Origin of the sequence: Citrobacter sp. RHB35-C17, from assembly GCF_013816795.1 — a bacterium.
Classification (GTDB): domain Bacteria; phylum Pseudomonadota; class Gammaproteobacteria; order Enterobacterales; family Enterobacteriaceae; genus Citrobacter_A; species Citrobacter_A amalonaticus.
Genome location: NZ_CP057150.1, coordinates 1565341 through 1579425 on the forward strand (window position 1 = coordinate 1565341; position 14085 = coordinate 1579425).

Sequence of the window (14085 nt, forward strand, 5' to 3'; positions counted from 1 at the left end):
GAAAAAAAAGGGCGCTTTCGCGCCCACGGATGAAAACTAACGCAGCCGCGTTTGCTGATAGGTATAGGTCTCGCCTTCTGGCACAAATTCCAGACGATGGGTAATGCAGGCAGGCGCATCTTCAGCGTGATGGGAGACAAACAGCAGTTGCGTGTCGCCCTCGCTAATCAACACATCGACAAAGCGACGAATAAGCAGGCGGTTCAGCGGATCCAGCCCCTGTAAGGGTTCGTCGAGGATCAGCAGGGTCGGATGCTTAACCAGCGCACGGGCGATCAGCGCCAGTCGCTGTTGTCCCCAGGAAAGACTGTGAAACGGCTCGTCAGCGGTACGTTTGTCGAGTCCCAGAATGTCCAGCCACTGCTGTGCGAGTTTTTGTTGACGATCCGACACGGCCTGATAAATCCCGATGGAATCGAAATAGCCCGACAGAATCACATTGCGCACCGTGGTGCTCACCCGGTAGTCGAGATGCAGACTGCTACTGACGTAGCCAATGTGCTTTTTGATATCCCAGATAGTTTCCCCACTGCCGCGACGACGACCAAACAGCGTCAGATCGTTGCTGTAACCCTGCGGATGGTCGCCGGTGATCAGGCTGAGCAGCGTCGATTTTCCTGCCCCGTTGGGGCCGACAATCTGCCAGTGTTCGCCGGGATCGACCTGCCAGCTCAGACGATCGAGAATAGGGCGATCGTTATACGACACGACGCCATCCCGGAGGATGATCCGCGGCGCATCGGTGGCCAGAGCAGGCTGGGCGGCGGGTTCGTCGGCTTCAGGTAATGCCACCCCTTCCAGTCGCTCGCTATGCGCAAGTTGAGCGATCAGCGCCTGCTGGAGTAAATCGGCTTTCGCGCCGGTTTCCGTTAAGGTGCAGTCGACCAGCACACCGGCATACTGAATAAATGCCGGGATTTCATCAAAGCGGTTCAACACCAGCACCAGCGTGATACCTGACTGATGGAGCGTTTCAAGCAGTCCTGCCAGTTGCTGGCGGGAGGCGACGTCGAGACCGTCAAACGGCTCGTCGAGAATCAACAGGTCCGGCTCAGCCATCAGCGCCTGGCAGAGCAACGTCTTACGCGTTTCGCCGGTAGAGAGATATTTAAAGCGGCGATCGAGCAGGTGAGTGATACCAAACTGCTGCGCCAGCGTCGCGCAGCGGGCCGGGTTGTTCACTTCGTCCTGAATGATTTCCGCCGTGGTGCGTCCGGTATCCTCTTCGCCAGGACTGAGCATATCGGTGTTATTACGCTGCCATTCATCGCTGACCAGTTTCTGCAGTTGCTCGAAGGAGAGGCGGGTTATCCGCGAGAATGCGCACTGGCGTTCACCTTTGAGCTGCGACAATTCGCCGGCCAGCGCGCGTGCCAGCGCTGATTTCCCGCTTCCGTTCGAACCGACAAACGCCCAACTCTCACCCGCGTTTAACGTCACGGAATCCAGGTGAAGCGTTTTTGTGTCGCTAAGACGAAACGTGCCTTGCGAAATTTGCAACGATGACATTTTGTATCCCATTTTATGCAGCAATGAATGACAGGGATACGTGTTCTGCGGAGGAATGTCAATGTGATTAGCACGACTGCGGATAAAAAACAGCGCTTAAATATCGATGTCGATATCTGTGCCGTGCGGCGGTTGCGGCAACAGAACTATCGCTGTTTTGTGAACAACTGCAAAAAAGGGTGACGCGTTATCCAGTATTTTTTCGCAGCCAGTTGAGATGTCATGGCGATGAATAATGGAGTGTTTTATGGATGTTTTTATCTCGAAAAAAATGCGTAATTTCATCCTGTTGGCGCAAACCAATAATATCGCCAGAGCGGCTGAGAAAATACACATGACGGCATCGCCATTTGGTAAAAGCATTTCTGCGCTGGAAGATCAAATTGGCTATACGCTGTTTACCCGTAAAGACAACAGCATAAGCCTGAACAAGGCCGGGCAGGAGTTGTACCAGAAACTTTTTCCGATTTATCAGTCCTTGTCGGCAATCGATAATGAAATTCATCACGCTGCACGTGGTTCGCGCAACATAGTCATTGGCGTCGACAACACCTACCCAACGATTATTTTCGACCAGTTGATTAGCCTGGGCGATAAGTATGACGGCGTGACCGTAAAGTCCGTTGAGTTCAGCGAGAATGAAGTCATTGATGACCTGTTTAGCCGCCAGCTCGATTTTATCATTTCGCCACAGTATGTTTCGGCTCGCGTGCAGGAGCTGGACAATCTGACCATCAGTGAGTTGAAGCCTTTGCGTCTGGGGTTTCTTGTTTCCCGTCGCTACGAGGATAAACAGCCGCAGACGCTTTTGCGTGAACTGCCCTGGCTGCAAATGCGCTTTCAGAATCGGGCCAATTTTGAAGCGATACTGGAAGCGCATATGCGGCCATGCGGTATTAACCCAACGATCATCTATCGTCCCTACAGCTTTATGGCGAAGATAAGCGCGGTAGAGCGCGGGCAGTTTCTGACCGTGATCCCCTGGTTTGCCTGGCGTCTGGTGAATCCGGCAACGTTGAAGTATTTCGATGCGCCCGGCGGTACGATGTATATGCAGGAGTACCTTTACTCCCTGAAAAACCACCGCTATACCGCCACGATGCTTCAGCATATTGCGGAAGATCGTGGCGCAGAGATGGCTTAGCCGAGCATCGAACCGCGTTCAATCAGATTACGGTGCAGATCGAACGCGTGGTTGAGATCGTGATGAATGTGCCCGGCAGGCGCACTGGCGAGATAGCGATGTAGATAGTCCTGATAGAGAGGATGCGCACAGTTGTCGATGATCGTGTGCGCCCGTTGTAGCGGTGAGAGTCCCCGCAGATCGGCGATCCCCTGTTCGGTGATGATCACCTTCACGCTGTGCTCGCTGTGATCAACGTGACTGCACATGGGGACGATAGTGGAAATCTTGCCGCCTTTGGCGATGGATGGTGCCATAAAGATAGACAGGTAGGCGTTGCGCTCAAAATCACCGCTGCCGCCAATGCCGTTCATTAGATTCACGCCAGCCACGTGCGTTGAGTTGGCATGGCCGTAGATATCAAACTCCAGCCCGACATTAAGGGCTATTACGCCAAGACGGCGAATAATTTCCGGATTATTCGAGATCTCCTGTGGGCGAAGCACAATACGGCTGGCGAAGAAGTCCATATTGTCATAAATCTTTCGCAAGGAATCGGCGGATACCGTCAGACTGGAGGCGCTGGCTCCGGTGATTTTTCCCGTTTCCAGTAGATGAACGACAGACTCCTGTAACACCTCCGAATACATCATAAAAGACGGAATATCCGGATTTTCACCCAGTCGCGCCATCACGGCATTATTGATATTACCCACCCCGCTTTGCAGCGGCAGAAACTCCGCGGGGATCCGCCCATGCGCCATTTCTTCCAGCAGAAACGTTACGACGTTATCGGCGATTTGCTGGCAGACAGGATTGGCGTTATCCAGCACGTTTCCGCCGTCGGGGAGTTCTGTATCGACCACCGCAATAATCTTGGTGGGATCAATCTGCACATACCGGGCGCCCACGCGATCCATCGCATGAAAAATGGGGACGCTGTTGCGACGCGGCGGTGCGCCGGGAATGACGATATCAGCCAGTTCAGCGACGCGTGGGTTATGGTAGTGATTCAGCTCAATGATGACTTTCTTCGCCCGCAGTAGCCAGGTGGGCGCATTGCCGATCCCGCTGGTGAGCCAGACTCGTCCGTCAGGCGCGATCGCCGAGGCTTCAATCACCGCGACGTCAATATCACCAAAGAAACCATAGTTTACCATCTGCGCCACTTCACTCAGATGCAGGTCTACAAATCGAACCTGACCCTGATTGATTTTTTGCCGAAGGCTGCCTGACGTCTGATAGGGCGCACGCCATGAAATGGCGTCAGCCTCAGACAGCGCATCATCGGCGGCAGCGCCAATAGACGCTCCCGTCAATAACCGAATCTGAAACGGTTGTTGCGCCTGATGCAGTTCGCTGGCGCGGCGGGCGATAGCCGCAGGGAGTGCTTTGGGCGAACCGGCGGGGGTAAAGCCGCTGAAAGCAACCATCGCATTGTGCTCAATGACCTGCGCGGCGTCGTCGGCGCTCATCCGTGTCCAGGGGTCTTTCATATCTTGTCCCTTCCTGGTATCAATGGCCCACAAAATTGGGTTTACGTTTATTCATAAACGCGTTCATTCCTTCCTGATAATCTTCGCTGTCGTAAACGGCGCGGCGCATCCCCTGAATACGTTCGAACTCATCGGAATTCATGGTGTGCGCTTCGCCAAGCACGCGTAGCTCTTCTTTGATCACGGCAATGGCCAGCGGCGCTTTTTCCGAGATATGGTGCGCCATCTGCAACGTGAAATCCTCCAGCTCTTCGGCGGCGACGACATGGTTGAGAATGCCGACCGCCATCGCGCGCTGTGCGGTGATAGGGGACGCGGTGAAGATCAGCTCTTTGACGATATGGAAACCCGCATCGCGGGTCAGGTTGTGGATCCCGACCAGATTGTATGGAACGCCAAGGTTGACCGGGGTCATGGAGAACGTGGAGGTACTGGCGGCGATGATCAGATCGGAGCTCATGATCATCTCAAACGCCCCTCCCCAGACGCTGCCTTCGACCATGGAGATCACTGGTTTGGGGTACTTCTGAATCATGCGGGTGATCTGGCGCAGCGGATCGTCATAAGAGAGCGGATCGCGACGTCCGGAGGGAAGTTCATGAATGTCATGACCGGCGGAGAAGACCTTCGCGCCGCTGGGCGCACGCAGGATAATACAGCGAATATCCGGGCGATTGAGATCGCTGAGCGCCAGCATGAGATCGTCAATAAAGACTTTGCTCAGGGCGTTCAGTTTGCGGGCATAGTTGAACTCAATGACCGCCACTTTACGGATGATAACAACATTAACGTATTGATAAGACATATTTTTCTCTTTATGCAAAGTAATGATTCTGAAGGTATTCGCTGATTCGCTGAAGGCCAGCGCGCGGCGAGAGACGGTTGTTTTTGACGGCCTGCTGCGTCAGGTGGTAGTAGCGGTCGAAGTCGTCACGGGAGAACAGCAATCGCAACGCCTCGGCTTCCGTCTGCTTTTTCAACCAGGCAATTTCCTGCAACTGGCGCACCTGATGCAGCCGTCCGCTGGAGGTCATCTGTGTTCTGAAATCGCAGATGGTCTGCCAGACCTCGTCAATCCCGCGTTTTTCCAGCGCGCTACAGGTCAATACCTGCGGCTGCCACTCGGCATATTTATGCCGCACAATATGCAGTGCGCTTTCGTACATATGGCGGGCGATGGCGACACGGTTATGGTTTTCCCCGTCATCCTTGTTGATGACAATCACGTCCGCCATTTCCATGATCCCTTTTTTGATGCCCTGCAGGTCGTCGCCGCCGCCGGCTATCTGTAACGACACAAAGCAGTCCACGATCTGGGCAATTTCTGTTTCCGATTGTCCAACGCCGACGGTTTCGATAATCACAACGTCGAAGCCCGCCGCTTCGCACAACAGCCCCAGCTCTCGTGCATGCAGACAGGCTCCACCCAGATGCCCGCGGGAGGGGGCCGGACGGATGAAGGCGGCATCCGATCGCGCCAGTTCGGTCATCCGCGTTTTGTCGCCAAGGATGCTGCCACCGCTGATCGGACTGCTGGGGTCGACGGCAATCACCGCCACGCGCAGTCCGTCGCGGATCAGTCGCGTACCGAAAGCCTCCAGAAAGGTGCTTTTCCCGGCCCCCGGCGTACCTGTGATCCCCAGACGCAGCGCGTTGCCGGTGAAAGGCATTATGGCATCCAGCAGTTGTGCGCTCAGCTCCTGGTGACGAGGGTGCTGACTTTCAATCAGCGTCATGGCCTGGGCGAGCGTCGCCCGCTCGGCCTGGCGTAATCGCCGCACGGTGTCAGCCAGCGTGGATTCACTAATCATGATGCTGACTTATCCGTTTCAGTACGTCGCGTACGCTTTCCAGCATTGGAGTGCCGGGTCCATAAATGGCCGCCACGCCGCGCTCCTCCAGGAAGGCGTAATCCTGGGGAGGGATCACGCCGCCAGCGACCACGCAGATATCGTCGCGTCCCCATTTTTTCAACGCGTCGACCAGTTCCGGGATGAGCGTTTTATGACCGGCCGCGAGCGATGAGGCGCCGACGACGTGTACATCGTTTTCTACCGCCAGGCGGGCGATCTCTTCCGGAGTGGAGAACATCGGGCTGAGATCGACATCGAAGCCGAGATCGGAATAGGCGCTGGCGATCACTTTTGCGCCGCGATCGTGACCATCCTGACCCATTTTGGCGATCAAAATGCGCGGACGACGACCGCGGTCTGCCAGGAACTGCTCTGTTTGCGCAACAATGGCGTCAAACTCGCAGGCCGATTGGTTGGACTGATGGTAGCTCTGCGCAATCACCCCAGTGACGCACTGGCTTGGCACCAGATAACGGTCAAACGCCGACTCCAGCGCGTCGGAGATCTCACCCAGCGTGGCGCGGACGCGTGCGGCGTTCACGGCGGCGGCCAACAGGTTTTCATGATGCAATGCGGCGTGAGTCAACGCCGCCAGCGCCGCGTGAACGGCGGCATCATCGCGGGTCGCGCGGATCCGCGTCAGAGAGGCGATCTGCTCGTTGCGCACCTTGACGTTGTCGATCTCCAGGACGGTCGTGTCGTCCTCTTTTTCCAGCTTGTATTTGTTGACGCCGACAATGACGCGTTTGCCCTGGTCGATCAGTGATTGCTCGCGGGCAGACGCTTCTTCAATCATCCGTTTCGGTAACCCGGCTTCGATAGCCTTTGCCATCCCGCCCGCGTCGTCGATCTGCTGGATGATGGCCCGCGCCTGTTTAACAATGTGATCGGTCAACGACTCCACATAGTAAGAGCCAGCCAGCGGATCCACGGTGCGGCAGATTTCTGATTCCTCTTGCAGGATGATTTGCGTGTTACGCGCGATGCGGGCAGAAAAGTCGGTGGGTAGACCGAGTGCTTCGTCAAAGGCGTTGGTATGGAGTGACTGGGTGCCGCCAAGCGTGGCGCCGAGCGCTTCGATAGTGGTACGGATCACGTTGTTATAGGGATCCTGTTCGGTCAGGCTCCAGCCGGAAGTCTGGCAGTGGGTACGAAGGGCTAACGATTTCGGGTCTGCTGCGCCGAAGCCGCTCACCGCTTCGCTCCACAGATAACGCGCCGCGCGCAGCATGGCGACGTTCATGAACAGATCCATGCCGATGCCAAAGAAGAACGAAAGGCGGGGCGCAAAGTCATCAATGTTCAGCCCGGCTGAAAGGGCGGCTTTGATGTATTCAATACCATCCGCCAGGGTAAAAGCGACCTGTTGCACGCAGTTGGCGCCTGCTTCGCCCATATGGTAGCCGCTGATGCTGATGGTATTAAAGCGTGGCATGTTGCCCGAACACCAGGCGATGATGTCGGCGATAATGCGCATGGAGGGTTTCGGCGGGTAAATGTAAGTGTTACGGCACAGGTACTCTTTCAGAATATCGTTCTGAATGGTGCCGGTAAGCTGTTCCGGCGAAACGCCTTGCTCTTCCGCGGCCACGATATAAAAAGCCATTACTGGCAGCACCGCGCCGTTCATGGTCATTGATACCGACATCTTATCCAGCGGGATCTGGTCGAACAGTATCTTCATGTCTTCAACGGTATCGATAGCCACACCGGCCTTCCCGACATCGCCTGCGACGCGTGGATTATCGGAATCATAGCCGCGGTGGGTGGCGAGATCGAAGGCGACAGAAAGGCCTTTTTGCCCGGCGGCAAGGTTGCGACGATAGAAGGCGTTAGATTCTTTGGCGGTAGAGAAGCCAGCGTACTGACGAATGGTCCACGGTTGCGCGGTATACATGGTAGCGCGTGGGCCGCGAACGTAAGGCGGCAGGCCGGGAAGGGTGCCGGTAACCTCCAGTTTATCGAGGTCGGCTTCGGTGTACAGCGGCTTGATGGCAATGCCTTCCGCTGTCTGTGTGACCAGCGACTCGACGGTTTTATTCCGCCGGCTGAGCTCCTTGTTGGCGAGTGTCTGCCACTCTGATAAGTCTGACATATTTTGCTCCGTATTCCGCAATAAAAAGAGGGGATTGCGAGTACGATGAGCTTTTTACTGTTCTCTGTCGCCAGCAAAAAATAGCCAACGATGCGTCGTTTTTTGCCGGGTGGAATTATTCATCCTGTAATGAATTTCAAAGAAAAATTTACGGCGGGTAACATCCCGCCGTAATCACCGTGGTGGCGATACTTAGCACAATGTTGCGATAATTACCCTGTCGGCGTTGAAATACGCCGTCACGTTCGTGCCTTCCGTCAGCGTGGCGGCGGCGTCCAGCGGCACGGTGGCGCACAACGTCTGACCGTCCGGTAGCGCCATCAGTACTTCACACTGCTCTGTGCCGCGTTCAATATGATTGATAATGCCCTGGAGCTGGTTATCCGCCGCCTGGGCGATGGCGTCGTCCTGGGTAATCCCCACCCACGGCGCTTTCAGCAGCACGAGAACCTCTTTGCCTTCATCAAGCCCTAAACGCTCGCCGCTCTGGGCGGTAATGGCCACTTTCAGTCGTGTTTCACCATCGGCTAACAGCACGTCGACATGCTGCTGCACCTGATCGCGATCGCGGGCGGTAATGGTGCCAAACCACTGGTTGCGCGCACTGGTCTGCAGAGAAAAACGCGAGATGGCCGCCAGCAGGCTGTTGAGCGGCAGCGCGTCATCGTCGCTTAAAACATCGAAGGCTTTTTGCTGAATCTGTGCCAGTAGATCGTAGAGCTGGATCAGACGCTGACCGTAGCGGGTTAACACCGCTCCGCCGCCGCCTTTACCGCCTGTCGCACGCTCGACCAGCGTTTGCTCGCTGAGAAGATTCATTTCATTAATGGCGTCCCAGGCGCTCTTATAGCTGATGCCTGCGTCTTTCGCGCCCTGACTAATGGAACCGGAAAGCGCAATGTGCTTGAGCAAAGAGATGCGTCGGGGATCGGCGAACAGTTTTTGCTGAAGTTTCAGGGTAAGAAGGATTTCGGCTTGCATAACAAGATCCTGGCAAAAAGGGTATTGTGACGGAAAACTGCAGAGACGCAAAGCCGACCGCACAAAAGGGGAGTGCTTTTCTCAGTGATGCGGTTAGAATACTACAAGGACTATATCAGGAGTTGACCATGTTAGAGTTATTGAAAAGTCTGGTATTCGCCGTAATCATGGTACCTGTGGTGATGGCCATCATCCTGGGTCTGATTTACGGTCTCGGTGAAGTGTTCAACATTTTCTCCGGTATCGGTCAGAAAAACCAGTCCAGACAGAATCATTGATTTCCCAAACGCCCGCTCAGTCGGGCGTTTTTGTTTTCTCATCTTTCAAACCGTATCTTTGTTGGTCGCGCCTCAATGCAGTGCGCACCCCATTGGGATTGTTTCTCAAGTTCTCCTTATTCCTGCCGATATTTTCTTTGCGTAACCTCTTAGTGGTATCAATAACTTCTGGGAAAATCGTTGCTTTATCGTTATATTCATAAATACATAACGATATGCAAAGGAGTTACAAATGGCTCGTACCTGGTTACGCCTGTTTGCTGGGGCAACCTTATCATTGTCGGTTGCTGGACAAACGCTGGCGGATGAAGGGAAAATCACCGTGTTTGCCGCAGCGTCATTGACTAATGCGATGCAGGATATCGCGGCAGAGTATAAAAAAGAGAAGAATGTCGACGTGGTCTCCTCTTTTGCGTCGTCTTCCACGCTGGCTCGCCAGATAGAAGCCGGTGCGCCAGCAGATCTGTTCATTTCTGCCGATCAGAAATGGATGGATTACGCGGTAGATAAGAAAGCGATTGATACCGCAACGCGTCAGACGCTGCTGGGCAACAGCCTTGTGGTGGTGGCGCCAAAAGCCAGTGAGCAGAAAGCGTTTACGATTGACAATAATACCCGCTGGACGACGCTGCTGAACGGTGGACGTCTGGCGGTAGGCGACCCGGAACACGTTCCGGCGGGGATCTACGCGAAAGAAGCACTGCAGAAACTGGGGGCCTGGGAGACGCTGTCACCGAAACTGGCTCCGGCGGAAGATGTGCGCGGCGCGCTGGCGCTGGTCGAGCGTAACGAAGCGCCGTTGGGCATTGTTTACGGCTCTGATGCGGTTGCCAGTAAAGGCGTTAACGTCGTGGCCACCTTCCCGGAAGATTCGCACAAAAAAGTGGAGTACCCCATCGCGATTGTTGATGGACATAAAAACGCCACGGTCAGCGCGTTCTATGATTACCTGAAAGGACCGCAGGCTGCTGAAATCTTTAAACGTTACGGATTTACGACCAAGTAATGATATTGACCGATCCTGAATGGCAGGCCGTGCTTCTGAGCCTGAAAGTGTCTTCCCTGGCCGTGTTGTTTAGTTTGCCGTTTGGGATCTTCTTTGCCTGGCTGCTGGTGCGCTGCACTTTCCCAGGCAAAGCCCTGCTGGACAGCGTACTGCATCTGCCGCTGGTATTACCGCCGGTGGTGGTCGGTTATTTGCTGCTGATTTCGATGGGACGGCGCGGATTTATCGGCCAGTGGCTATACGACTGGTTCGGCATAACCTTTGCCTTCAGCTGGCGCGGCGCGGTACTGGCGGCGGCAGTGATGTCTTTTCCGCTGATGGTGCGGGCTATCCGACTTGCGCTGGAAGGGGTGGATCTTAAGCTTGAGCAGGCCGCCCGGACGCTAGGGGCGGGACGCTGGCGCGTCTTCTTCACCATTACCCTTCCGCTGACGCTGCCTGGCATTATCGTCGGGACGGTACTGGCATTTGCCCGTTCGCTCGGCGAGTTTGGCGCGACGATTACCTTCGTTTCCAATATTCCCGGCGAAACCCGCACCATTCCTTCGGCGATGTATACCCTGATTCAGACGCCGGGCGGTGAAAGCGCTGCGGCAAGGCTGTGTCTTATTTCCATCGTACTGGCGCTGATTTCGCTGTTAATTTCTGAATGGCTGGCGCGACTCAGCCGTGAGCGGACGGGGCGATAATTATGCTGGAACTCAATTTCTCTCAGACGCTGGGGACCCACTGCGTCTCGCTCAACGAAACGCTGCCCGCCAGCGGTATCACCGCGATATTTGGCGTCTCTGGTTCTGGAAAAACCTCGCTGATCAATGCCATCAGTGGCCTGACGCGACCGCAGAAAGGGCGCATTGTACTCAACGGACGGGTGCTGAATGACACGGAAAACCACATCTGTCTGACCCCGGAAAAACGCCGGATAGGCTACGTTTTTCAGGATGCGCGCCTGTTTCCCCATTATAAAGTGCGCGGCAACCTGCGTTACGGCATGGCGAAAAGTATGGCCGGCCAGTTCGATAAGCTGGTGGCGCTATTGGGTATTGAGCCTCTGCTCGACAGACTGCCGGGCGGCCTCTCCGGCGGTGAAAAACAACGTGTGGCGATTGGCCGGGCGCTGTTGACCGCGCCGGAACTGCTACTCCTGGATGAACCGCTCGCCTCGCTGGATATTCCGCGTAAGCGTGAACTGTTGCCCTATCTGCAACGGCTGGCGCGGGAGATCAATATTCCCATGCTCTATGTCAGTCACTCGCTCGATGAAATTCTCCATCTGGCCGATAACGTAATGGTGCTGGAAGACGGTCAGGTGAAGGCGTTTGGCGCGCTGGAAGAGGTCTGGGGGAGCAGCGTGATGCATCCATGGCTGCCGAAAGAACAGCAGAGCAGCATCCTGAAAGTGAGCGTACTGGAGCATCATCCGCATTACGCGATGACGGCGCTGGCGCTGGGTGATCAGCATCTATGGGTCAATAAGCTCAATGAGCCGCTGCAGGCCTCGCTGCGCATTCGCATTCAGGCGTCGGATGTCTCGCTGGTGCTACAGCCGCCGCAGCAGACCAGCATTCGTAATATCCTGCGCGCGAAGGTGATCCATTGCTACGACGATAACGGGCAAGTGGAAGTTCAGCTTGAGGTGGGAGGTAAAACGCTGTGGGCGCGCATTAGCCCATGGGCCAGGGATGAACTGGGGATCAAAGCTGGCCTCTGGCTGTATGCGCAGATTAAGAGTGTATCGATAACCGCCTGATTACAGCAGCTGGCTATAGATGAACTTCGCGATGCTGTCGGTGGTGTTATCGCCGATGACGACGTTGGCGCGTGCTTTGATTGCGTCGTCAGCATTGCCCATCGCCACGCCGGTACCAGCCGCTTCCAGCATACTGATGTCGTTGTAGTTATCCCCGAAGGCAATTACGTTTTCCATCGACCCACCCTGAGATTCAACCCACTGGGTCAGGCGTTTGCCTTTGCTGTTACCCTGACGAGCGATATCGACCTGATCGTGCCAGGACCATTCGCACTCAAGGCCCAACAGCTCTTCGACATGCTTGCCAAATTGCTGCAGCTTAGGAATATCGTCGTCTGTCAGAGCGAACTTCCACACCGCGTTGACATCGTGCGCCGCCTGCGCCAGTGAAGGCACCTGGGTGAAGATCGGGCGCTGTTCCGGCGGCAACGTCTGCGCCCAGTTTGAGGTGCGAATGACATGGCCGGTCGGGTGCTCATACAGCATGGCGTCATCGACATACATCAGGCCGTGAATCTGATGCGCTTCCAGCAGCGTAATAAGCTGTAGCGCCTGGTTAACCGGCAAGGGATCGGCTGCGAGAACATTTTTTGCGTGATAATCATACAAATAGGTGCCATTACAGCAAATTGCAGGTGTATCCAGTGCCAGTGCCTGATAAAAAGGATGAATTGCGACGTGATGACGCCCGGTGACGATGATAAGTTGGTAGCCTGCCTCCCTGGCGCGCGACAGTGCTTCGACAGACGAGGGGAGCAGGGTTTTTTGCGGGGTTAGCAAGGTTCCATCTAAATCAAGGGCAATCACGCGAGCGGTCATATCGTCATCCCGATTAACATTGAAGTTTTGTCTGCCTGAATGGTACACCGGGACGGGGAGCAGGCAAAATTTTGTGCGTATATTCAGCATTCACCGTTAAAAGCGACTACGTTAAGCTGTATTCCATTTTTGCAGCCAGTTGCCTAAAGCAGAGGAGCATTCATGAAGCAAACCGTTTATACCGCCAGCCCTGAAAGCCAACAGATCCATGTCTGGAGCCTGAATCATGATGGCGCATTGAAGCTGGTACAGGTGGTTGATGTGCCCGGGCAGGTTCAGCCGATGGTAGTCAGCCCGGATAAACGTTATCTCTACGTGGGCGTGCGTCCTGAATTCCGCGTACTGGCTTACCGGATTGCGCCGGATGATGGTGCGCTGACGTTTGCCGCAGAATCCGCGCTGCCGGGTAGCCCGACACACATTTCAACCGATCATCATGGCCGTTTTGTTTTTGTTGGCTCCTATAACGCGGGTAACGTCAGCGTCACCCGTCTGGAAGACGGCCTGCCGGTTGGGGTGGTGGATGTGGTGGAGGGAATGGATGGCTGTCACTCCGCCAATATCTCCCCGGACAACCGCACCCTGTGGGTGCCTGCGCTGAAGCAGGATCGTATCTGCCTGTTTACCCTCAGCGATGACGGTAAGCTGGTGGCACAAGAGCCTGCGGAAGTGACCACCGTTGAAGGGGCCGGTCCGCGCCATATGGCGTTCCACCCGAATCAGCAATATGCCTACTGCGTCAACGAGCTCAACAGCTCTGTGGACGTCTGGGAACTGAAAGATCCGCACGGTGATATCGAATGCGTGCAAACGCTGGACATGATGCCGGCTGATTTCTCCGACACCCGCTGGGCGGCGGACATTCACATTACGCCGGATGGTCGTCATCTGTATGCCTGTGACCGTACCGCCAGCCTGATTACCGTGTTCAGCGTTTCAGAAGATGGCAGCGTGTTGACCAAAGAAGGCTTCCAGCCAACCGAAACACAGCCGCGTGGTTTCAACGTTGACCATAGCGGGAAATACCTGATTGCTGCCGGACAGAAGTCACACCATATCGCGGTGTACGAGATTGCCGGTGAGCAGGGGCTGTTAACGGAGAAGGGACGTTATGCGGTAGGCCAGGGCCCGATGTGGGTGGTGGTTAACGCGTATTAATAGGGGCGCTTATTAGC

The 14085-nt window shown here is 55.3% G+C and carries 13 protein-coding genes; 6 read left to right on the top strand and 7 right to left on the bottom strand.

Going from position 1 to position 14085, the window contains the following annotated elements:
* Nucleotides 1–36 precede the first annotated feature (36 nt).
* Complete coding sequence (modF, locus tag HVZ37_RS07365) at nucleotides 37–1509, bottom strand: molybdate ABC transporter ATP-binding protein ModF (RefSeq protein WP_181628265.1); 1473 nt, start codon at nucleotides 1507–1509, stop codon at nucleotides 37–39.
* A 247-nt stretch (nucleotides 1510–1756) separates the two neighbouring features.
* On the opposite strand from modF, the gene HVZ37_RS07370 reads away from it, so the two are divergent.
* Nucleotides 1757–2653 (top strand): LysR family transcriptional regulator, encoded by an 897-nt coding sequence (locus HVZ37_RS07370; RefSeq protein ID WP_044256509.1) that lies wholly within the window; start codon nucleotides 1757–1759, stop codon nucleotides 2651–2653.
* Here the strand turns inward: HVZ37_RS07370 and HVZ37_RS07375 are convergent.
* The 5 genes from HVZ37_RS07375 to modE form a co-directional block, all read right to left on the bottom strand.
* The gene (locus tag HVZ37_RS07375; protein WP_181628266.1) at nucleotides 2650–4128 is read right to left on the bottom strand and encodes an acetyl-CoA hydrolase/transferase family protein; all 1479 of its coding nucleotides are present in this window, start codon (nucleotides 4126–4128) and stop codon (nucleotides 2650–2652) included. The two genes, HVZ37_RS07370 and HVZ37_RS07375, sit on opposite strands and share 4 nt — an antisense overlap.
* Before the next feature lie 19 nt (nucleotides 4129–4147).
* Complete coding sequence (gene scpB / locus HVZ37_RS07380; protein ID WP_044256718.1) at nucleotides 4148–4933, bottom strand: methylmalonyl-CoA decarboxylase; 786 nt, start codon at nucleotides 4931–4933, stop codon at nucleotides 4148–4150.
* Nucleotides 4934–4943: 10 nt separating this feature from the next.
* Complete coding sequence (gene meaB, locus HVZ37_RS07385; protein WP_181628267.1) at nucleotides 4944–5939, bottom strand: methylmalonyl Co-A mutase-associated GTPase MeaB; 996 nt, start codon at nucleotides 5937–5939, stop codon at nucleotides 4944–4946.
* The gene (gene scpA / locus HVZ37_RS07390) at nucleotides 5932–8076 is read right to left on the bottom strand and encodes a methylmalonyl-CoA mutase (RefSeq protein WP_181628268.1); all 2145 of its coding nucleotides are present in this window, start codon (nucleotides 8074–8076) and stop codon (nucleotides 5932–5934) included. Before scpA ends, meaB begins: the two co-directional genes overlap by 8 nt.
* A gap of 192 nt (nucleotides 8077–8268) precedes the next feature.
* Nucleotides 8269–9057 carry a molybdenum-dependent transcriptional regulator gene (gene modE / locus HVZ37_RS07395; RefSeq protein WP_044328844.1) on the bottom strand — a complete coding sequence of 263 codons (789 nt, stop codon included), beginning with the start codon at nucleotides 9055–9057 and terminating at the stop codon, nucleotides 8269–8271.
* A gap of 128 nt (nucleotides 9058–9185) precedes the next feature.
* On the opposite strand from modE, the gene HVZ37_RS07400 reads away from it, so the two are divergent.
* The 4 genes from HVZ37_RS07400 (at nucleotide 9186) to modC (ending at nucleotide 12091) form a co-directional block, all read left to right on the top strand.
* Nucleotides 9186–9335 carry an AcrZ family multidrug efflux pump-associated protein gene (locus HVZ37_RS07400; protein WP_043001322.1) on the top strand — a complete coding sequence of 50 codons (150 nt, stop codon included), beginning with the start codon at nucleotides 9186–9188 and terminating at the stop codon, nucleotides 9333–9335.
* Nucleotides 9336–9567: 232 nt separating this feature from the next.
* Nucleotides 9568–10341 (top strand): molybdate ABC transporter substrate-binding protein, encoded by a 774-nt coding sequence (modA, locus tag HVZ37_RS07405; RefSeq protein ID WP_043001321.1) that lies wholly within the window; start codon nucleotides 9568–9570, stop codon nucleotides 10339–10341.
* Entirely contained in the window at nucleotides 10341–11030 is a 690-nt protein-coding gene (gene modB, locus HVZ37_RS07410; RefSeq protein WP_044328845.1) for a molybdate ABC transporter permease subunit, read from the top strand. Before modA ends, modB begins: the two co-directional genes overlap by 1 nt.
* Nucleotides 11031–11032: 2 nt before the next feature.
* Entirely contained in the window at nucleotides 11033–12091 is a 1059-nt protein-coding gene (modC, locus tag HVZ37_RS07415) for a molybdenum ABC transporter ATP-binding protein ModC (RefSeq protein ID WP_043001319.1), read from the top strand.
* Here modC and HVZ37_RS07420 read toward each other — a convergent pair whose 3' ends face one another.
* The gene (locus HVZ37_RS07420; RefSeq protein WP_043001318.1) at nucleotides 12092–12910 is read right to left on the bottom strand and encodes a pyridoxal phosphatase; all 819 of its coding nucleotides are present in this window, start codon (nucleotides 12908–12910) and stop codon (nucleotides 12092–12094) included.
* Between the two features lie 162 nt (nucleotides 12911–13072).
* On the opposite strand from HVZ37_RS07420, the gene pgl reads away from it, so the two are divergent.
* Nucleotides 13073–14068 (top strand): 6-phosphogluconolactonase, encoded by a 996-nt coding sequence (gene pgl, locus HVZ37_RS07425; RefSeq protein ID WP_044256478.1) that lies wholly within the window; start codon nucleotides 13073–13075, stop codon nucleotides 14066–14068.
* Nucleotides 14069–14085: the final 17 nt, after the last annotated feature.

Excerpts from the sequence above, each read along its gene's own strand:
- modF (WP_181628265.1), bottom strand. The coding sequence starts at position 1,509 with ATGTCATCGTTGCAAATTTCGCAAGGCACGTTTCGTCTTAGCGACACA.
- HVZ37_RS07370 (WP_044256509.1), top strand. The coding sequence starts at position 1,757 with ATGGATGTTTTTATCTCGAAAAAAATGCGTAATTTCATCCTGTTGGCG.
- HVZ37_RS07375 (WP_181628266.1), bottom strand. The coding sequence starts at position 4,128 with ATGAAAGACCCCTGGACACGGATGAGCGCCGACGACGCCGCGCAGGTC.
- scpB (WP_044256718.1), bottom strand. The coding sequence starts at position 4,933 with ATGTCTTATCAATACGTTAATGTTGTTATCATCCGTAAAGTGGCGGTC.
- meaB (WP_181628267.1), bottom strand. The coding sequence starts at position 5,939 with ATGATTAGTGAATCCACGCTGGCTGACACCGTGCGGCGATTACGCCAG.
- scpA (WP_181628268.1), bottom strand. The coding sequence starts at position 8,076 with ATGTCAGACTTATCAGAGTGGCAGACACTCGCCAACAAGGAGCTCAGC.
- modE (WP_044328844.1), bottom strand. The coding sequence starts at position 9,057 with ATGCAAGCCGAAATCCTTCTTACCCTGAAACTTCAGCAAAAACTGTTC.
- HVZ37_RS07400 (WP_043001322.1), top strand. The coding sequence starts at position 9,186 with ATGTTAGAGTTATTGAAAAGTCTGGTATTCGCCGTAATCATGGTACCT.
- modA (WP_043001321.1), top strand. The coding sequence starts at position 9,568 with ATGGCTCGTACCTGGTTACGCCTGTTTGCTGGGGCAACCTTATCATTG.
- modB (WP_044328845.1), top strand. The coding sequence starts at position 10,341 with ATGATATTGACCGATCCTGAATGGCAGGCCGTGCTTCTGAGCCTGAAA.
- modC (WP_043001319.1), top strand. The coding sequence starts at position 11,033 with ATGCTGGAACTCAATTTCTCTCAGACGCTGGGGACCCACTGCGTCTCG.
- HVZ37_RS07420 (WP_043001318.1), bottom strand. The coding sequence starts at position 12,910 with ATGACCGCTCGCGTGATTGCCCTTGATTTAGATGGAACCTTGCTAACC.
- pgl (WP_044256478.1), top strand. The coding sequence starts at position 13,073 with ATGAAGCAAACCGTTTATACCGCCAGCCCTGAAAGCCAACAGATCCAT.